This is a genomic window from Nonomuraea sp. MTCD27, assembly GCF_041950495.1.
In the GTDB taxonomy this organism is placed as follows: domain Bacteria; phylum Actinomycetota; class Actinomycetes; order Streptosporangiales; family Streptosporangiaceae; genus Nonomuraea.
Map to the genome: position 1 here is coordinate 121,612 of NZ_JBGNUW010000027.1, position 16,732 is coordinate 138,343.

Genomic DNA, 16,732 nt, shown 5'->3' on the forward strand with positions numbered 1-16,732 from the left:
GGCGCTGTACGGGCTGTCGGAATTGCGTGATCCGGACGTGCTGACGGCGATCCACCCTGCAGAGGAAGGCCGGGGCGGACCGGCTGCGGGAGGTGGGCCCTGGTTTTCTCCGGGCACGGCGGACACCGCCGGGGATGGGTTGTGGTGCCGGATCGGGCCATTCCCGGTGGGGATCCGGTGGCGGATCTGCTTGCGGCGGTGGAGTCGCAGCCGGTCGGCAGCTCGCCGCGTTGCGCGGTGGCCGAGGCCGGCCGCTCGCGCCGCTCGTGGCAGCCCGAACGGGACACGTCCCGCCAGGTGCACAGCGTGACGATGGCGTGGTGGTCGTTGTCCGCATGGCCGCTGGACGACCACCTCCTCGACCTCCGGGCACACCGGCTGGAGTACTAGCCTCGGAACTTGAGGGCTCTTGACCAGGGACCCTGCACTCGAGCCGCGCATCCCACCATTTCTGACACCTGTCGGCGAGGGGTACGACGAGAGGAGGAGATCATGGCAGGTGACCACCGTGTCGTGTTCGTCGTCTTCGACGGCATGAAGATGCTTGACATGGCCGGACCGGCCGAGGTCTTCGCCGAAGCCAACCTGTTCGGCGCCAAGTACGCGCTGCGTCACGTCTCGCCGTCCGGGAAGCCGGTCCTGACGTCCATGGGGGTCGAACTGCCCGTGGACGGAACGGCTGACGACGAGCCCGATCCCGACACCGTCATCGTCGTAGGCGGCGACGACCTTGTGAGCCTCCCCGTGCCGCCCGACCTGATCACCACGATCCAGAGCCTCCGCCCTCGCGCCCGCCGGCTGGTGTCGATCTGTACGGGCTCATTCGCGCTCGCCGCGGCCGGGGTGCTCGCGGGCCGTCGGGCCACCACCCACTGGCGGCACGCCCGGCTCCTGGCTTGCGCCTACCCCGATGTTCAGGTGCAGCCTGAGGCCTTGTTCGTCGAGGACGACGGCGTCTTCACCTCCGCAGGAGTGTCGGCGGGTATCGATCTGGCGCTCTCGCTCGTCGAACAGGACCACGGCCCCGACCTGGCGCGTGATGTCGCGCGCAGTCTCGTGATGTTCATGCAGCGGCCCGGCGGGCAGTCCCAGTTCTCCGCTCCGCTGGAGGTCCGGCCGCCCCGTACCCCCACGCTCAGGCGCGTCGTTGACCTGATCGCGGCGCAGCCGGCGCTCGACCACAGTGTGAGCAGGCTGGCCGCTCTCGTCGCGGTCAGCCCCCGTCACCTGGCGAGGCTGTTCGCCACCGAGCTGAACACGACTCCGGCGAAGTACGTTGAGCAGGTGCGGCTGGACCACGCGAAGGTCTTGCTGGCCGCGGGGCACAGCGTGGCGGAAACGGCGCGGGTAGCCGGTTTCGGCAGCCCCGAGACCATGCGCCGGACCTTCACCGCCCGCCTTGGCATCTCACCGAGCCAGTACCGGGCCCGGTTCGAGACCACCGGCCCGGGTAAGCGGAAGCCGGGCAACGATCGGTGATGGCGCCGGCGAAGGCCTCTCACCGCTGTGACGTGGCTGCTGGACGACGGTGACGGCGTCCGCGTGAGGTCAGTATCTGTGCGATGGATGTCAGCCTGCGCTGTGTGCCGGGGCTGTGGCGGCTCGTAAGACTGGAAGCAGTCCACTTGCCCCACAGCCAAGGAACCGTCATGCCGGAGACCATCGCAGGAATCACCATTCCCGACACCGAGCTGGTCAGGGAAGCCACGTCCCTCGTACGGGCGGTCACCGACGATACCCTCTTCAACCACTCACGCCGGGTGTTTCTCTGGGGGATGCTCAAGGCGACCGCACGCGGCCTTGAGGTCGATCCCGAGCTCGCCTACGTGGGAGGGCTCTTCCACGACCTCGGCCTCACTTCCGCCTACGCCACCAAGGATCGACGTTTCGAGCTCGACGGTGCGGAGGCTGCGCGGAAGTTCCTGCTCGACCACGGCCGGAACGAGACCCAGGCCCGGAATGTCTGGCTGGCGATCGCGCTGCACACCACTCCCGAAGTGCCGCTCCAGCTCGCGCCGGAGGTCGCGGTCGTGACACTCGGTGTGGAGACCGACGTCCTCGGTCTCGACCTCGACGAGATCAGCGACGAGCAGACCTCCGAGGTCATCGCGGCACACCCGCGGCCGGATTTCAAGAAGCGCATTCTGCGGGCGTTCTACAACGGCATGATCGACCGTCCCGACACCACCTTCGGGACCATGAACGACGACGTGCTCGCATACTTCGACCCGTCCTTCTCCAGGAAGGACTTCGTCCAGATCATTCAGAACAACGCCTGGCCCGAGTAACGTGCGGGATCGGCCCGGCCATGGCGGCGCGAGCCGCTCGCTGTCTGCTGACGATCCCGCGGACCGACTGCGCCAGGCGTCGCTTCGCGTCACGAAACAGCGCATCGCCGTACTCCGCGTACTGGAACGACATCCTCACTCGGATGCCGGCTTCGTCGCGCAGGCGGTGCGCGAGGAAATGGGCGCAGTGTCGACGCAGGCCGTCCACGACATTCTGGCCGCGTTGGGCGACGCCGGCCTCGTGGGCAAGATCGAGCCGGCGAGCCTGCCCGCCCTCTTCGAGCTGCGCACACACGAGGACCACCACCACGTCGTGTGCTGGGCGAGCAATGCCGTAGCCGATGTCGGCTGACCTTCTGGGACCTGTACGCCTCCTGCCGGACGCGGCAACGAACCGGTACACGCCACGGAAATCCGCTGCCCACCACCAAGGAGAAATGATGGCGTTCGAAGAGAACACCAACCCGTTGACGACAGCCGCAGGAGCGCCGGTCGCCGACAGGGCAACAACACCCCGGTGTTCTTCCACCGAGACCCGTTGAAGTTTCCGGATCTCAATCGTGCGGTGAAGCGTGACCCGCGCACCAACCTGCGCGACCCTGAGAACAACTGGGGCTTCTGGACGAACCTGCCCGAGTCGTTGCACCAGGTCACCATCATCATGAGCGACCGTGGGATCCCGAAGTCCTACCGGCACATGCACGGATTCGGTTCGCACACCTTCAGCCTCATCAACGCCGAAGGCGAGCGGCATTGGGTCAAGTTCCACTTCCGTACCCGGCAAGGCATCGAGAATCTGACCGACGAGGAGGCGGTGAACCTCATCGGTCAGGACCGCGAGTCGCACGGGCGTGACCTGTACGAGGCGATCGAGCGCGGCGAGTTCCCGAAGTGGACCTTGTACGTGCAGATCATGCCGGAGGCCGACGCGGAGACCTACCGGTTCCACCCGTTCGATCTCACCAAGGTATGGAGCAAGAAGGACTACCCGCTCATCGAGGTCGGCGAATTCGAGCTCAACCGCAATCCCGACAACTATTTCGCCGAGGTCGAGCAGGCGGCCTTCACCCCGGCCAACCTCGTCCCCGGAATCTCCCACAGCCCCGACAAGATGCTGCAGGGCCGGTTGTTCTCCTACGGTGACGCGGCGCGCTACCGGATCGGCGTCAACCATCACCAGGTCCCGGTCAATTACCCGCGCGCTGCCAATGTGGTCAACAGCTACCACCGCGACGGAGCGATGCGTGTCGACGGCCGATCATTTCAATTTCCGCGAGGACGACGACGATTACTTCACCCAGCCCGGAGACCTGTTCCGGTTGATGACGGCCGAACAACAGCAGGCACTCTTCGAGAACACCGCGCGCGATCAAGGGCGCACGAAAGGAAACCGTACAAAGGCATATCGAGAACTGCGCCAGGGCCGACTCCGCCTACGGTGAGGGCGTGCGGAAGGCCTGCGAAGCCCTCGGGGTGCTATAAGGGTGCCGCCCAGCCGGCGGTGCTGCATCAGGGTGCCGAAGACCTGCTCGGCCTTGCACCGCTTGGACAGCGGCGCGAAGCCGACGGTGTGCGGGGCGTGCTGGACCGCCTCCACGTCGATGCCCAGGCCGGCGCCATGGGCGGCGACCGCGGTCTTGCACCCGGCATCGCTCCACGCCTTGCCGGCTACCTACTTGCTCACCTTCGGCCCCATCAGTACGCCGGCACCGGCCATGAGGCTCGAGGTACTTTTCAGCGCACCGGCCTGCACCGCCCCGCCGCGGGTGATGACTGTCACATCTCCCGGACCGAACTTTCCCTTCCGCCACGCGTCTTGCCGGGCGTCCATCCCACCCACCATTGATCGGAGACCCATGGACACCACCACTCCCGGCAACTCGCCGTCGCTGTCGCAGGACGCGGCGACGGACGCGGCGGCCCTCGCCTTCCGTACGGGTATGGCGAAAATCGCGGAATCGCTGGCCGGAGCACACTTCGAGATCGCTCCACACGGCACGCTGCTGGCGTTCAATCGCGCCGCTGTCCCCGCGCTGAACCCCATTTTGAGCCCGTCCCGCGAACCGGACGCCGGCGAGATCGCCGTGCTCGCCTCGAAGGCCGCCGAGCTCAGCGACGGGCGGCCGTGGAGCATCCGCGTGCGGGGCGAGGTCGTGGCCGCGGAGATCCGCGAGACAGCGGACAAGCACCACCTGACGGTCGCCTCGCAGCAGCTTCTCATGACGAAGGGATTGACCGCTGAGGAGTCCGTGGCGAACCTGTCCCCGAGCGTGCGCCTGCTTGCGGGTGCAGAGTTCGCGGTCTTCGGCGAGATCATCGGGGCCGCCTTCGGCGTGCCCGCGGAGATCGTCTCGCAGGTGTACGACGGCGACGTGCTCGGCGTGCCAGACATCCAGGCCTACGTCCTCGAGCACGACGGTACTGCCGTCGCGGCGGGAGTCGCGGTTCTGGCCGACCGCCATGTGGCCATTGGCAACGTCGCAACATTGCCCGACTTCCGGCGCCGTGGCCACGCCAGCCTCCTGACCCGGCACATGCTCCAGGTGGCGGCACGGTCCGGTTGCATCGCCGCGTACCTTCACGCCGGCGACGCCCCCTCGATCGGATTGTTCCAGAGCCTCGGCTTCGTCCCCCGGGAGACCTGGACGATGTTGAGCGCCTTCTGAGCCATCGGCCCGCCGTCGGCGGCAGGCTTCCTGCCGCCGACGGCAAAGGGGTGCATATGAGCCCATTTCATCCTGAGTAGCGGCCCTCCTCGACGAGCTACGACACGAGGATCGCTTGTACGAGTGCGGTGGCACGGCGCGGGCAACAGCGCAGCTTGGTCAGCGCCTTCCAGCTTTTCATCTGCTCATGCAGCGCGCCGGGCTGTAGGGACTGTCCGGCAACCGATGGTGCCGTTCGGTCGCGCAGGTGCCCACCGCCGCCGACCTGGTCGACCGCGGCATCGCTCGCACCGGGCCAGATGGCTGTGGCTTACCGACATCACCGAGCATCCCACCCGGGAGGGGGAGCTCTACTGCTGCGTCGTGCTGGATGCCTACTCCCGGCGCGTGGTCGGCTGGTCGATCGACTCGACCCGGGCCGCCACCTTGGTGACCAGCGCGCTGGGCGTGGCCATCACCGATCGCGACCCACAGCCCGGCACGGTGATCCACTCTGATCACTGGGTGCAATACGCTTTCCTGGGCATTCACCGAGCGAGTCAGGGCCTCCGGCCTGTCGCCCTCGATGGGGAGCGTCGGCGACTGCTTCGATGACGCCCTGATGGAGTCGTTCCGGGGCCGGATGCAGACCGAACTGCTCAACCGACGGCGCTGGAACACCCGCCTGGAACCAGCGAACGCGATCTTCGAGTATCTGGAGATCTTCCACAACCGGCAGCGACGACATAGCTCGTTGGGGACGCTCACCCGATCGAGTACGAGATGCTTCAGCCAAAGACCCAGCCGGCATGACAGCCAACCAGGTCAGCTCCACCGAACTCGGGGCACATCAAAGTGGGTCTTCACAACTGAGGGTGTAGCCGCGGGCCTGGGCCCGCGGGTCTTGGGCCGCCCCTCATGATGTCGTTGACAGTTTCCACCCCAGAGCGGAGTCGTGGAGGTTTGGGCCCGCCGCTAAGACTCTTGTCGGGCCGTGCTGGGCCAGGCTGGTCAAGGTGGGTGAACACATCTGCACTCCCTCCTTCGGTGTCCGCTCCGGGGATACCCCGCGAACGCCCTCGGAGCCGACAGACTCGGTTGCTCAGGCAGCCGCTCCTTTGGCGGCGGTGGGACTCAGTCGCGGTCGGCGGGTCAGTCGTGGGTGGACGGTTCTGGTCCAGGCGCGGCGTACCGGGCGGCGATGGTGTGGACGGCCTCGTCGACCACTTGAGCGACGCGTTCGGCGCTCACCTCCCAGCCCGGCACGAGGAGTGTCGGCCAGAAGACGTAGTTGGAGATCATGCCCAGGAATTGGGTGGCTGCGAGCTCCACGTCTTCGACCCGCACCGTTCCCGCCTCGTGCTCGGCTAGGAGGTAGCCGCGTACGGACTCGAAGTAGGGCATCTTCCCGTGCGAGAACTGCGCATTGGCGAGTTCGGGAAATCGCGGCAGCTCGGCGATGACGATTCGGAACAGGTCGGTCATCTGGGGGCGGCTCAACAGCTCGGCGTAGCGGCGACCGATGGTGCTGAGCCCGTCGACGATGTTGCCTGCCGGTGGAGGATCCTCTTCGTCAGCGGTTGCCCAGGACTCGGTGACGATGGCGTCGAACAGGGCAGCCTTGCTCGGAAACTGCTTGAACAAGGTGGCCCGCGAAACGCCCGAGCGCTCTGCGATCCGCGCCAGCGACGTCCGGTCGTAGCCCAACTCGAGGAACAGTGCGGTCGCGGCCGTCACGATCAGCGCGCGCTTCTCCTGGGCGACGCGCTGGTGGTACGTCGTCACGACCCTGCTCATGGACCGAGCATACAAGATGAGTGGCTTGACTCACCATTGCCACCGATCTAGTGTCAGGGCAGTGGTGAGTCACTCAGCTCACCATCGGCCGGCGTTCATCACTGAAGATCCCGGTCGGTCACCCCGTACCGAAGGAACATCTGATGAACCGCTTCGACAACCAGACCGTGCTCGTGACCGGTGGGACCGGCGGCCAGGGCTCGAGCCACGTACGCGCCTTTCACGCGGAGGGAGCGAACGTGGTGATCGGCGACATCGACGCGGAACGGGGCGCCGCTCTCGCCGACGAGCTCGGAACCCGCGCTCACTTCACCCGCCTCGATGTCACCGACGAGAGCTCGTGGTCCGCCGCTGTGCTAGCCGCCGAAAGCGCCTTCGGCGCCCTGAACGTGCTCGTCAACAACGCTGGCGTCCAGAACCCGCCGGCGCCGATCGAGCACACGGAGCAGGCCACGTGGTCACGCATCCTCGACATCAACCTCACAGGGACCTTCCTCGGCATCAAGGTCGCCGCCCCGGCTCTGCGCCGCGCGGCAGGGGGAGCCATCGTCAACATCGCCTCGACCATGGGCCTGGGCGGCACGGCTCACTACGCGCCGTACGTCGCCAGCAAGTGGGCGGTACGAGGTCTCACCCAAACGGCAGCACTCGAACTCGGCCGCGACCACATCCGGGTGAACACCATCCACCCCGGCGTGATCGCGACCTCCTTCATCCACGAACCAGCAGCCGGCGCCACCGCGGCGATCGCCGACTTCTACTCGCCCGAGCCGTTCGCCATCCCCCGCCTCGGAGAGCCGACCGACGTCACCCGTCTTCTCCTCTTCCTCACGTCATCGGACGCGTCGTTCATCACCGGTTCGGAGTACGTCATCGACGGTGGGCTCCTCCTCGGCCCCGCCCTTCAGAACGAGACCGCATGAGCACTCCAGACACGACCGGATCGAACGACTCCGCACGGGACGCGTCTCTGTCCCATCTGCCCGATCCCATCCGGCGAGCCATCGAGATCACACCCGCCGCGGGCACCAGAGAACGGATCATCGACATCACGACGCTGGGGCGCCGCACCGGCCGACCACGCCGCATCGAGATCTTCTTCTACCGCGCCGCGGGCACCACCTACCTGTGTAGCGGCGCCGGCGGGGCCGCGACCGACTGGCATGCGAACCTTCTCGCCAATCCCGACTTCACCTTCCACCTCAAGAACGGGGTCCCCGCAGATCTGCCCGCACGGGCCACGCCGGTCACCGACCCAGCCGAGCGTCAGGCCGTGCTGGCGGAGATCGTCGCGGATCTCAATCAGCCCCACGACCCCGGCACCATCCGGCCGACACGGCTCGAAGATTGGGCCGACAGCCGACTGATGCGCATTAGCTTCCGCCCAGGACGTGACGGCCGATGGTGCCGATCAGGTCGATGTCTTGCCGGTGATGACGTCGGCGGTCAGGGCGGTGGTGAAGCCGGCCCGCGTCGATGGCCGGTCGGAGCGGGGGCGGCCGCTCCGGACCAGGCGGTGTCGATTCAGAACCGGGGGCTTTCAGGCTCCGTTCGGTGAGTTCGATGAGCGTTGTTCTTCTTGCAGGGGAGCCTCCCAGGTGGCGGTGATGTCGCGGGCGACATCACGTAGGAGGTCGATGAGCATGTCTGCGAGTGGTGTGAGGCCGGCGTCGGTTTTGGTCACGGCGTAGAGCTGGCGGTAGGGCCTGGGGTGGGCCAGTTCGCGATGGGTGGTGCCAGGCGCATGAGTCAGGGCCAGGCGTGAGACCAGGGCCACTGCGATGCCTGTGCCGACGAGGGCCTGGGCGACGTCGTAGGACTCGGTCTCGAACCGCACGGTGGGAGTGAAGCCGGCCTCGCGCGCGGCGTCGTGGAACTGTTCGCGGGCGGCATGGCCGGCCAGGATGGAGACCCACGATTCGTCGCGCAGTTGTTCGAGGTGAAGTTCGGTGTCCGCGGGCTGCCTGGTGGCCAGTGGATGGTCATCGGGGAGAACCACGACCATCGGGTCCAACAGGAGCGGGTGGGCCCGTACGTGTGGGGGCGGCGCGAGCGGCGTGCCCCAGGACGCGACGATGGCCACGTCCAGGCGTCCCGCGCTGATCTCGTCCGCTCCGCGTCCGGACGCCACGTCTATGACGGAGACGTCGGCGTCCGGATGGCGGTGTCGCAGAGCCGTCAGGGCCGGTGGCAGCAGGTGCAGGGCAGCCGCCTGGAACGTCCCGATCCGCAGACGGAGCGAGAGGTGGCCGAGCAGTGCGGCCAGTTCCGCCTTGGCCCTGTCCGAGGCCTCCTGCACCGTTCGACCGTGGGAGGCGAGCAGCGCACCGGCCGCGGTGAGCGTTGCTCCGCGAGGGCCGCGGACGACCAGGGGCACCTGCCAGTCGCGTTCGGCCTTGGCCACCTGCTGGGTGACCGCCGCGGGGGTGAGTTGGAGTGCGTGAGCCGCCGCTGTCAGGGAGCCGTGCCGCTCGATCAACGCGAGAAGCCGCAGCTGTCCCGGATCCACCAGCATTCACTAATCCTAACGCTGCACCCATCTATTTTAACTTTTCTTAGGGCCGCGAGGCAGGAAGCCTGGTGGTGCACCCATCGGCCGCAATCCCCGGAAGGGGTTCTTTCCCATGCCCACGCATGTGCCCGTTTTCATCGCCACCACCTTGCTGCTGGCGATGCTGCCAGGCGCGAGTCAAGCCCTGATGATCCGGCAGGTTCTGGAAGGCGGCCAACGTACGCTCCGAGGCACGCTCGCGGGCAACGCCACCGGCTTCCTGCTGTGGTCCACGGCCGCCGCGGCCGGGCTGTCCGCCGTCCTGCTGGCCAGCCCCACCGCGTACGCGGTGCTCCGGATCGCGGGCGGCATCGTGCTGATGATCCTCGGGCTGAACACGCTACGGACCACGCTCACCACCGTCTCCACCCGCCCGCCCCGCGAGAGCGGGCGCAGCACTGGCTTCGCGGGCGGATACCTCACCGGCCTGATCACCAACCTCGGCAACCCCAAGGCGGGCGTGTTCGCCGTCTCTGTGCTGCCCCAGTTCGTGACCGCGAAAGGCCCGGTGTTCCTGTCAACCGTCGCCCTGGGAGTCCTGTGGGCGCTCGTGAGCGCCTCCTGGTACATGTTGCTCACCTGGGCCGTCGGCCGAGGGCGCGCCCTGGTATCGCAGCCGACCGTCCTGCGGGGACTCAGTGTGACCACCGGCGTCGTCCTGCTGGGGCTGGGCGCCGCGGTGGTAGCAGGTGTCTGAGGGCCGGGCCGGCCGCCCGTGGTGGTGGCGGGATCGTACGGCAGCCACACCAGCGACACGGCGGCCACTACGAGCACTGCCCCCACCAGCACGCAGCCGATCACGAACGTGAGCCGTCCCTTCACGGCCGCCCCCGCCGACGTGCGCCCGCAGGCGCGGATCGACCAGCCGCTGCACGAGGTCCGCCGCGTACGAGACACAGGCGTGCGCGGCCGACACCGGGCGGCTGTCCGCCCGAGCACGATCACCGATCCGCGACCGCACTCGCACCAGCCGGCTCTCATCCGCCACGCTCGCCTACCTTCGACAAGCGATCCGTCACGGCTCGCCTCCACCTGTTCGCCCTGGCCCTGTGAGCCGAGCACACCAGACCCCGCACATCAGGTGTTCGCGGGCAGAAGACCAACCCCAGCTGCGGACACGGGATGTACCACGTTGGCGGACAGCGGTTCTCCCCGGCTCGAGGGGTTGTCACTTCAGGAGTGACGACCTCGCATCGTCCGGACGACCTCAGCGTCGCGATCCCTCAGGCCTGTGGGCGCGGGGTTGGAGGTCGGGGAGTTAGGTGGTTCCCGCACGTGGGTACCCGTGACTGCTCGGTATGGGACTTGCGTCGCCGGCGAGTAGTGTCTCGGCGACGGCCGTACGGGCATAGAGCACGTATCTCCCCGTGCGGTGCGCGCTGGCCAGTCCGGCCCTGCGGAGAGCGGTGAGGTGCTGGTTCGTGCCTGGTTCTGACAGGCCGAGGCGGGTGGCCAGTTCCCTGGTCGAGGCGGGCTGGTCGAGTTCGGCCAGCAGTCGGGCGCGGGTCCGGCCGAGCACGGCGGCCAGCGCCTGTGGTGGGTCGCTCTCGCGGTGCTCCCAGAGCGTCGCGACGGCGCGCGGGGGGTAGCGGATCGTGGGTTGCCAGGGCGGGGTCGTGATGGAGAAGACGCGCGGCCAAGTGAACACCGATGGTACGAGCAACAGCCCCAGCCCGCCCAGCGGGCGCACTCCTTCGCAGATCGTCTTCGGCAGGCGCAGCGTCTCTCCCTCCCACGTCACGGCGGCGTCAAGGTCGCTGAGCATGCGCCGCAGGCCACCCTCGGCCAGTAACCTGGCGCGGTAGAGCACATCGCCTTCGAGCAGGGTGCTGATTCGGGGCCAGTAGGGCGCGATGGCCGCTTCCCAGTAGTCGCGGATCTCCTTGGCGAGCCTTTCGAGGCCTCCCGCGGGGTCGGCATGGAGCGCTTGGAGCGCTTGGGTGCGTGGGCCGTCCCAGGCGTCGAGACTCTCCTGAACCAGAGGTGCCATCGCCGCCATCGTGGCAAGCTCCACCTCCAGGTCGGGCACGGAGGTCGAGGGCGGCGGGCACACGAAGCCGACGATCGAGGTCGTCGGCACCGGCACCAGGTCGGACAGCAACCGCCAGTCGACATCGGCGAGCCGCCGTCGCACCCGCTCGACCCAGGGCTTGAGTACGGCATGCGCGGCCGGGTCCTTCACCACCCGCACGCTCGCGACGACCTCCCACAGAGGAGAAACAGCGAAACGGACATTGGCGGCATCCTGTGCGGTGAATGTCAGCTCGAGTCCCATTCAATTCGTCCTCTAGTTAATCAATAGAACTCAGGGGCCACTATCCCCTCCTCTTGGGGGCATGACAACTGTTGCCGAGGCACCGCTGCTACGTGACCCCTCGTTCCGGAACCTCTACCTGGCCGCAGCGGTCAGCCAGTTCGGCACCCAGGTCGGCTACGTGGCGATGCCCCTGCTCGCGGTGAGCGCCCTCAACGCGGGGCCCGGCGAAGTGGGACTGCTCAGCGCCCTCACCACCATCACCGTGCTCGTGCTCGGCCTACCTGCCGGAGCCTGGGTGGACCGGGTCAGGCGCCGCCCGGTGATGATCGCGACGGACCTGGTCCGCGCTGCGTTCCTGCTGTCGGTAACGGTCGCGTGGTGGCTGGACGCTCTCACGATGACCCAGCTGTACGGCGTCGCCATCGTGACAGGAGTCGGCACGCTCTTCTTCGACGTCGCCTCTCAGAGCACGGTCCCGTACCTGGTCGGCCGCGACCGGCTCACCGCCGCGAACTCGATGCTCGTCGGCACGAGCGCGGCGATGGACGTGGGCGGCAGGAGCACCGCCGGAGTGTTGGTGGCTGTCGCGGGCGCGCCGGCGGCGATCCTGCTCGACGCGCTCACCTACCTGTGGTCGGCCGTGTGGCTACGCCGGATCACCAAGCCCGAGCTCACGCCCGTCCCCGTACCCGGCGAGCGACTCGGACGGCAGATCGGCGAGGGGATGCGATTCCTCTTCGGCAACCGCGTCCTCGTCGCCATCGCGGCACAAGGCGGCATGGCGAACCTCGCGTTCCCGCTCTGCTCGACGCTGCTGCCCGTGCTACTCGTTGACGAGCTCGGACATCCCGCCTGGGTGCTTGGGGTCTACCTCGCCATCGGCGGGCTGGGTGTGCTGGCCGGTTCCTCGACGGCTCACCTGATCGGCCGCCGGTTCGGCCGCGGGCGTGCCGTGTGGATCGTCGGCGTGGCCACTGCGCCGTTCGCGCTCCTGGTGCCGTTCGTCGGCTGGAGCGTCTGGATCGCGGCGGCCGCATGGAGCATCCTGTGCTTCCGGACAGGGGTGAACAACGTGCTGCTCGTCAGCTTCAGGCAGAAGGTCACACCCGACCCGATGCTCGGCCGGATGAACGCCACCATGCGCCTGATCCTGATGGGTGCTGTCGGCGTCGGTGGTCTGCTGGCGGGCCTCCTCGGGGAGGTCTGGGGCATCGGGACGGCAATGTGGACAGGCGCATCGATCATGGCGCTCAGCTGGGTGCCGATCTGGCTCAGTCCACTCCGCCACGAGGTCTGATCCAGGCCCTTACCGCGGGCGCTGCGCGACGACATCGCCGGCACCCGCCGCCGCGCCGCCGCATACGGCCGAGACCCCGTCCACTCGACGACGTCGTGGCCCGCGGCGGTGACCTCACCGAGCGCGCCGGGCGCCCGCTGGCCGGGCGCAGCCTGCGGGTGTACGGCGACTCGATGCCGCGCGAGCGGCTGCTCGGCCCCGGCCGGCACCGGCTGCCCGCCACCCATCCGAGGGCCGCCGGGGGTGACGGATCGGGTGGGCTACTGGAGCCCGGCGCGGACGGAGGTGATGCGCCGGGTGTTGAAACCGAGCCAGTGCATCCGCCCCACAAAGCGCGCGTGCTCGACCTTGAGACAGCGGTCCATGACCACGCTCACGCCACCGTTCTCGGCGATCCGCGCGCCCTCCTCGTTGACCACGCCGAACTGGCACCACAGGGCCGCGGCGCCGATCGCCACCGTCTCCCGTGCGATCTCCGGCAGCGCGTCCGGGGCGCGGAAGACGTTCACGAGGTCCACCGGAACGGGCACGTCGAGCAGGCTGGCGTAACTCCGCTCGCCGAGGATCTCCTTCTCCCGGGGGTTGACCGGGATGACGCGGTAACCGTGCCGCTTGAGGTAGTAGCCGACGAAGTGGCTGGCCCGCAGCTCGTTCCCCGACAGGCCCACGATCGCGATCGTCCTGGTCGAATGCAGCACGCGCTGGATCGTGAGCGCGTCCTGGTAACGGTCGAGTGCGGTCATGCCGGGGCCACCTCTCCGACGCGGGCGAAAGCCTGCTCCAGGTCCCAGATCAGGTCGTCGACGGACTCGGTGCCGACCGACAGCCGTACCGTGCCGGGGCCGACACCGGCCGCCCGCAGCTCGTCGTCGCCGAGCTGGCGGTGGGTCGTGCTGGCGGGGTGGATGACCAGGCTTTTGGCGTCGCCGACGTTCGCCAGGTGGGACCAGAGCGTCAGCCCGCCGATGAACGCCTGCCCGCCCGTTCGGCCACCGGCGCAGTCGAAGGAGAACACCGCGCCGGCGCCGCGCGGCAGGTACTTGTCCACCAGCGGCCGGTACCTGCTGTCCGGCAGGCCGGGGAAGGTCACGCCGGAGGCCAGCTCATGCGACTGGAGGAAGGCCGCGACCGCCAGCGCGTTGCCGACGTGGCGGTCCATGCGCAGCGACAGCGTCTCCAGGCCCTGCAGGAACAGGAAGGCGTTGAACGGCGACAGCGCCGCGCCCAGGTCGCGCAGGGTCTCGGCGCGCAGCTTCATCAGGTAGCCGTACTCGCCGAACGTCTCGTGGAAACGCAGCCCGTGGTAGGCCGGCGACGGATCCGCGACCACCGGGAAGCGCCCGTTCGACCAGTCGAACGTGCCCGCCTCCACGACGACGCCGCCGATGCTCGTGCCGTGGCCGCCGATGAACTTGGTCGCCGAGTGGATCACGATGTCGGCGCCCCACTCGATCGGCCGGCACAGGTACGGCGTCGCGAACGTGTTGTCCACGATCAGCGGCAGCTCGTGCTCGTGCGCGATGGCCGCCACCGTCTCGATGTCCAGCACGTTACCGGCGGGGTTGCCGATCGTCTCGCCGAAGAAGGCCTTCGTGTTCGTCTGGATGGCCTTGCGCCAGGCGTCCGGATCGTCGGGATCGACCCACGTCAGCTCCACGCCCATCTTGCGCAGCAGGTGCTTGAGCTGGTTCACCGTGCCGCCGTAGAGCGCCGAGGACGACACGACGTGGTCGCCCGGCTGCAGCAGCGTGAACAGCGCGGCCGCCTGCGCGGCGATCCCGCTGGCGAACGCCACCGCGCCGGCGCCGCCCTCCAGGTTCGCCACCCGCTCCTCGAACACCGCGACGGTCGGGTTCATGATGCGCGAGTACGTGTTCCCGTACTCCTGCAGGTTGAAGTACGCGGCCGCGGACTCCGGGTCCTCGAAGACGTAGCTGGTCGTCTGGAAGATCGGCACCGCGCGGGCGCCTGTGTTCGGGTCCGGCCGTTGCCCGGCGTGCAGCTGCCGGGTCTCGAACCCGAACTCGCGGTCCTGTTCCACGCGGGGGACTTGGTCGGTCACATGAGCCTCTCTTTCAGACGGGCTGAGCCAGGAACCGGCGGATGATGGGCGTCTGTCGCGCCTCTTCCAGCAGGAAGCAGTCGTGGCCGTACGGCGCGTCGATCACCTGGAGCTCGACCGGCTTGCCGAGAGCGCGCAGCGCCTGCTCGAGCTCCTGCGACGCCGACGGCGGATACAGCCAGTCGGAGCTAAAGGCGATCAGCAGCGTGCGCGCCGAGACGCCGTCGACCGCCCGCGCGAGCGACCCGCCGCCGTGCTGCCGGGCGAGGTCGAAGTACGTCAGCGCGCGCGAGGTGTAGAGGTAGGTGTTGGCGTCGAAGCGTTTGACGAAGGAGTCGGCCTGGTGGCGCAGGTAGCTCTCCACCTCGAACTCCGGCTCGGTGATCGTGTAGCGGATCTCGTCGGAGCCCTGCAGCCGCCGGCCGAACTTGGCCTCCAGCGCCGGCGCGGACAGGTAGGTGATGTGGCCGACCATCCGCCCGATGCCCATGCCGGCGTCGGGCGCGCGGCCCGTGCCGTAGTAGCGGCCGCCCTGCCAGGCCGGATCGCGCATGATCGAGTCACGGGCGATCGCGTTCCAGGCCACCCCCTGCGGGTGCAGCGCGTGCGTGCTGGCGATCGGGATGACGGCGTCGACCTGGTCAGGGAAGAGCACCGCCCACTCCAGCGCCTGCATGCCGCCGAGCGAGCCCCCGGCCACCGCCGCGAGCCGTTCGATGCCCATGGCGTCCAGGAACGCGCGCTGCGTGCGCACCATGTCCGCGACCGTGATCACCGGGAAGTCCGGCCCGTACGGCGTGCCCGTCGCCGGGTCGATCGAGGACGGCCCCGTCGTCCCCCGGCAGCCGCCGAGCAGGTTCGTGGAGACGACGAAGAAGCGGTCGGTGTCGAACGCCTTGCCGGGGCCGATCATCCCGTCCCACCAGCCGAGCCCCTTGCCATGCCCTTCGGCCCCGAACCCGTCGCGCGTGCTCTCCCCGGACGGCGCCTTCGACAGGCCCGCCGCGTGGGCGTCGCCGCTGAGCGCGTGGCACACCAGGATGACGTTGTCCCGCCGGGGCGACAGGGTGCCGTAGGTCTCGTACGCCACGCGCACCGGGTGTAACTCCCGGCCGCAGTCGAGGCGCACCGGCTCCGGCAGGTCGAGGTAGCGGGTCTCCACGATGCCGACACTGCCGGCCGCGAGCGTGGGGGCGGGCTGCGACATGGGACTTATGGTAGCCGCCACGGGAGGTGTATGTTCAAATACCTACCGGAAATACAGGAGATAGGTGGGGCCATGACCACAGTCGCGAACGGTGTGAACGTGCAGGCGCTGCTGGAGGCGCGCGAGGTGCTGAAGGGCGCGCCCGAGGCCGCCCGGTTCGTCTGGCGGGCCTCCTCCACATGGCGGAACGGCGTGCACAGCACCACGACCGTCAAGGAGTTCTTCGGCCTCGGTGAGGAGCGCAGCCACAAGAGGGAAGCGGTGTTCGACGCCGACCACCCCGAGGTGTTCGCGGCGGAGGACAACGGCATCACGCCGATCGAGTACCTGCTCGTCGGCCTGGCGAGCTGCCTGACGGCCGGCGTGGCGTCCGTTGCGCAGAACCGCGGCATCCAGCTGCGCTCGGTCGAGGCGAGGCTCGAAGGCACGCATGACATCCGCGGCATCCTCGGCGTCGACGCCGACGTGCGCAACGGCTTCGACGACATCAAGGTGACCTTCACCATCGACGCGGACGCCTCGAAGCAGGACATCGAGGCGCTGGTGGCCCAGTCCCAGAAGCGCTCGGCCGTGTTCGACGCCCTGACGAACCCGACGAACGTCACCGTCGACGTCGCCTGAGCCCGGA

Annotated in this window: 18 protein-coding genes and 2 pseudogenes; 13 read left to right on the plus strand and 7 right to left on the minus strand. The window is 68.4% G+C overall.

What is annotated here, in order from left to right:
• Nucleotides 1-177 precede the first annotated feature (177 nt).
• The 6 genes and pseudogenes from ACBJ59_RS52350 to ACBJ59_RS52375 all read left to right on the plus strand — a co-directional run bounded on the left by ACBJ59_RS52350 (nt 178) and on the right by ACBJ59_RS52375 (nt 4,954).
• The gene (locus tag ACBJ59_RS52350; RefSeq protein WP_375117462.1) at nt 178-390 is read left to right on the plus strand and encodes a hypothetical protein; all 213 of its coding nucleotides are present in this window, start codon (nt 178-180) and stop codon (nt 388-390) included.
• A 102-nt stretch (nt 391-492) separates the two neighbouring features.
• The gene (locus ACBJ59_RS52355; protein WP_375117463.1) at nt 493-1,479 is read left to right on the plus strand and encodes a GlxA family transcriptional regulator; all 987 of its coding nucleotides are present in this window, start codon (nt 493-495) and stop codon (nt 1,477-1,479) included.
• Nucleotides 1,480-1,562: 83 nt separating this feature from the next.
• The gene (locus tag ACBJ59_RS52360) at nt 1,563-2,288 is read left to right on the plus strand and encodes an HD domain-containing protein (RefSeq protein ID WP_375117464.1); all 726 of its coding nucleotides are present in this window, start codon (nt 1,563-1,565) and stop codon (nt 2,286-2,288) included.
• 1 nt (nt 2,289) lies between these two features.
• Nucleotides 2,290-2,640 (plus strand): Fur family transcriptional regulator, encoded by a 351-nt coding sequence (locus ACBJ59_RS52365; RefSeq protein ID WP_375117465.1) that lies wholly within the window; start codon nt 2,290-2,292, stop codon nt 2,638-2,640.
• 150 nt (nt 2,641-2,790) lie between these two features.
• Nucleotides 2,791-3,770: pseudogene (locus tag ACBJ59_RS52370) on the plus strand (catalase); the annotation flags it as partial.
• A 374-nt stretch (nt 3,771-4,144) separates the two neighbouring features.
• Nucleotides 4,145-4,954, plus strand: a complete 810-nt coding sequence (locus ACBJ59_RS52375; RefSeq protein WP_375117466.1) for a GNAT family N-acetyltransferase — start codon at nt 4,145-4,147, stop codon at nt 4,952-4,954.
• 97 nt (nt 4,955-5,051) lie between these two features.
• Here ACBJ59_RS52375 and ACBJ59_RS52380 read toward each other — a convergent pair.
• Nucleotides 5,052-5,135: pseudogene (locus ACBJ59_RS52380) on the minus strand (IS5/IS1182 family transposase); the annotation flags it as partial.
• A 44-nt stretch (nt 5,136-5,179) separates the two neighbouring features.
• On the opposite strand from ACBJ59_RS52380, the gene ACBJ59_RS52385 reads away from it, so the two are divergent.
• Together ACBJ59_RS52385 and ACBJ59_RS52390 are read left to right on the plus strand one after the other, a co-directional pair.
• Nucleotides 5,180-5,548, plus strand: a complete 369-nt coding sequence (locus tag ACBJ59_RS52385; protein WP_375117467.1) for a DDE-type integrase/transposase/recombinase — start codon at nt 5,180-5,182, stop codon at nt 5,546-5,548.
• On the plus strand, nt 5,508-5,855 hold the full coding sequence (locus ACBJ59_RS52390; protein WP_375117506.1) for an integrase core domain-containing protein: 348 nt from the start codon (nt 5,508-5,510) through the stop codon (nt 5,853-5,855). The genes ACBJ59_RS52385 and ACBJ59_RS52390 overlap by 41 nt, the downstream gene beginning before the upstream one ends.
• Nucleotides 5,856-6,085: 230 nt before the next feature.
• Here ACBJ59_RS52390 and ACBJ59_RS52395 read toward each other — a convergent pair whose 3' ends face one another.
• Nucleotides 6,086-6,730, minus strand: coding sequence for a TetR/AcrR family transcriptional regulator (locus ACBJ59_RS52395; RefSeq protein ID WP_375117468.1), 645 nt, complete (start codon nt 6,728-6,730; stop codon nt 6,086-6,088).
• Nucleotides 6,731-6,873: 143 nt separating this feature from the next.
• On the opposite strand from ACBJ59_RS52395, the gene ACBJ59_RS52400 reads away from it, so the two are divergent.
• Together ACBJ59_RS52400 and ACBJ59_RS52405 are read left to right on the plus strand one after the other, a co-directional pair.
• Nucleotides 6,874-7,653: a glucose 1-dehydrogenase gene (locus tag ACBJ59_RS52400; RefSeq protein ID WP_375117469.1), complete on the plus strand. Its 780-nt coding sequence runs from the start codon at nt 6,874-6,876 to the stop codon at nt 7,651-7,653.
• Nucleotides 7,650-8,288, plus strand: coding sequence for a nitroreductase/quinone reductase family protein (locus ACBJ59_RS52405; RefSeq protein WP_375117470.1), 639 nt, complete (start codon nt 7,650-7,652; stop codon nt 8,286-8,288). The genes ACBJ59_RS52400 and ACBJ59_RS52405 overlap by 4 nt, the downstream gene beginning before the upstream one ends.
• On the opposite strand, the gene ACBJ59_RS52410 is transcribed toward ACBJ59_RS52405, so the two are convergent.
• The gene (locus ACBJ59_RS52410) at nt 8,271-9,245 is read right to left on the minus strand and encodes a LysR family transcriptional regulator (protein WP_375117471.1); all 975 of its coding nucleotides are present in this window, start codon (nt 9,243-9,245) and stop codon (nt 8,271-8,273) included. The two genes, ACBJ59_RS52405 and ACBJ59_RS52410, sit on opposite strands and share 18 nt — an antisense overlap.
• 109 nt (nt 9,246-9,354) lie before the next feature.
• On the opposite strand from ACBJ59_RS52410, the gene ACBJ59_RS52415 reads away from it, so the two are divergent.
• On the plus strand, nt 9,355-9,978 hold the full coding sequence (locus ACBJ59_RS52415) for a LysE family translocator (protein ID WP_375117472.1): 624 nt from the start codon (nt 9,355-9,357) through the stop codon (nt 9,976-9,978).
• 561 nt (nt 9,979-10,539) lie between these two features.
• On the opposite strand, the gene ACBJ59_RS52420 is transcribed toward ACBJ59_RS52415, so the two are convergent.
• Nucleotides 10,540-11,556, minus strand: coding sequence for a DUF5937 family protein (locus tag ACBJ59_RS52420; protein WP_375117473.1), 1,017 nt, complete (start codon nt 11,554-11,556; stop codon nt 10,540-10,542).
• A 61-nt stretch (nt 11,557-11,617) separates the two neighbouring features.
• Here ACBJ59_RS52420 and ACBJ59_RS52425 point away from each other — a divergent pair, with 61 nt between their 5' ends.
• Nucleotides 11,618-12,835: an MFS transporter gene (locus ACBJ59_RS52425; RefSeq protein ID WP_375117474.1), complete on the plus strand. Its 1,218-nt coding sequence runs from the start codon at nt 11,618-11,620 to the stop codon at nt 12,833-12,835.
• 260 nt (nt 12,836-13,095) lie between these two features.
• On the opposite strand, the gene ACBJ59_RS52430 is transcribed toward ACBJ59_RS52425, so the two are convergent.
• Genes ACBJ59_RS52430 through ACBJ59_RS52440 form a run of 3 tightly spaced genes read right to left on the minus strand, consistent with a single transcriptional unit; the run spans nt 13,096 to nt 16,104 of the window.
• Nucleotides 13,096-13,578 carry a CoA-binding protein gene (locus ACBJ59_RS52430; RefSeq protein ID WP_375117475.1) on the minus strand — a complete coding sequence of 161 codons (483 nt, stop codon included), beginning with the start codon at nt 13,576-13,578 and terminating at the stop codon, nt 13,096-13,098.
• Nucleotides 13,575-14,897 carry an O-acetylhomoserine aminocarboxypropyltransferase/cysteine synthase family protein gene (locus tag ACBJ59_RS52435; protein WP_375117476.1) on the minus strand — a complete coding sequence of 441 codons (1,323 nt, stop codon included), beginning with the start codon at nt 14,895-14,897 and terminating at the stop codon, nt 13,575-13,577. The genes ACBJ59_RS52430 and ACBJ59_RS52435 overlap by 4 nt, the downstream gene beginning before the upstream one ends.
• A 13-nt stretch (nt 14,898-14,910) precedes the next feature.
• A complete protein-coding gene (locus ACBJ59_RS52440; protein WP_375117477.1) occupies nt 14,911-16,104 on the minus strand; it encodes a homoserine O-acetyltransferase in 1,194 nt (397 codons plus the stop codon).
• 72 nt (nt 16,105-16,176) lie between these two features.
• Here ACBJ59_RS52440 and ACBJ59_RS52445 point away from each other — a divergent pair, with 72 nt between their 5' ends.
• The gene (locus tag ACBJ59_RS52445; protein ID WP_375117478.1) at nt 16,177-16,725 is read left to right on the plus strand and encodes an OsmC family protein; all 549 of its coding nucleotides are present in this window, start codon (nt 16,177-16,179) and stop codon (nt 16,723-16,725) included.
• The last annotated feature ends 7 nt before the right edge of the window (nt 16,726-16,732 follow it).

Excerpts from the sequence above, each read along its gene's own strand:
- ACBJ59_RS52355 (WP_375117463.1), top strand. The coding sequence starts at position 493 with ATGGCAGGTGACCACCGTGTCGTGTTCGTCGTCTTCGACGGCATGAAG.
- ACBJ59_RS52360 (WP_375117464.1), top strand. The coding sequence starts at position 1,563 with ATGGATGTCAGCCTGCGCTGTGTGCCGGGGCTGTGGCGGCTCGTAAGA.
- ACBJ59_RS52375 (WP_375117466.1), top strand. The coding sequence starts at position 4,145 with ATGGACACCACCACTCCCGGCAACTCGCCGTCGCTGTCGCAGGACGCG.
- ACBJ59_RS52385 (WP_375117467.1), top strand. The coding sequence starts at position 5,180 with ATGGTGCCGTTCGGTCGCGCAGGTGCCCACCGCCGCCGACCTGGTCGA.
- ACBJ59_RS52395 (WP_375117468.1), bottom strand. The coding sequence starts at position 6,730 with ATGAGCAGGGTCGTGACGACGTACCACCAGCGCGTCGCCCAGGAGAAG.
- ACBJ59_RS52400 (WP_375117469.1), top strand. The coding sequence starts at position 6,874 with ATGAACCGCTTCGACAACCAGACCGTGCTCGTGACCGGTGGGACCGGC.
- ACBJ59_RS52405 (WP_375117470.1), top strand. The coding sequence starts at position 7,650 with ATGAGCACTCCAGACACGACCGGATCGAACGACTCCGCACGGGACGCG.
- ACBJ59_RS52410 (WP_375117471.1), bottom strand. The coding sequence starts at position 9,245 with ATGCTGGTGGATCCGGGACAGCTGCGGCTTCTCGCGTTGATCGAGCGG.
- ACBJ59_RS52415 (WP_375117472.1), top strand. The coding sequence starts at position 9,355 with ATGCCCACGCATGTGCCCGTTTTCATCGCCACCACCTTGCTGCTGGCG.
- ACBJ59_RS52420 (WP_375117473.1), bottom strand. The coding sequence starts at position 11,556 with ATGGGACTCGAGCTGACATTCACCGCACAGGATGCCGCCAATGTCCGT.
- ACBJ59_RS52425 (WP_375117474.1), top strand. The coding sequence starts at position 11,618 with ATGACAACTGTTGCCGAGGCACCGCTGCTACGTGACCCCTCGTTCCGG.
- ACBJ59_RS52430 (WP_375117475.1), bottom strand. The coding sequence starts at position 13,578 with ATGACCGCACTCGACCGTTACCAGGACGCGCTCACGATCCAGCGCGTG.
- ACBJ59_RS52440 (WP_375117477.1), bottom strand. The coding sequence starts at position 16,104 with ATGTCGCAGCCCGCCCCCACGCTCGCGGCCGGCAGTGTCGGCATCGTG.
- ACBJ59_RS52445 (WP_375117478.1), top strand. The coding sequence starts at position 16,177 with ATGACCACAGTCGCGAACGGTGTGAACGTGCAGGCGCTGCTGGAGGCG.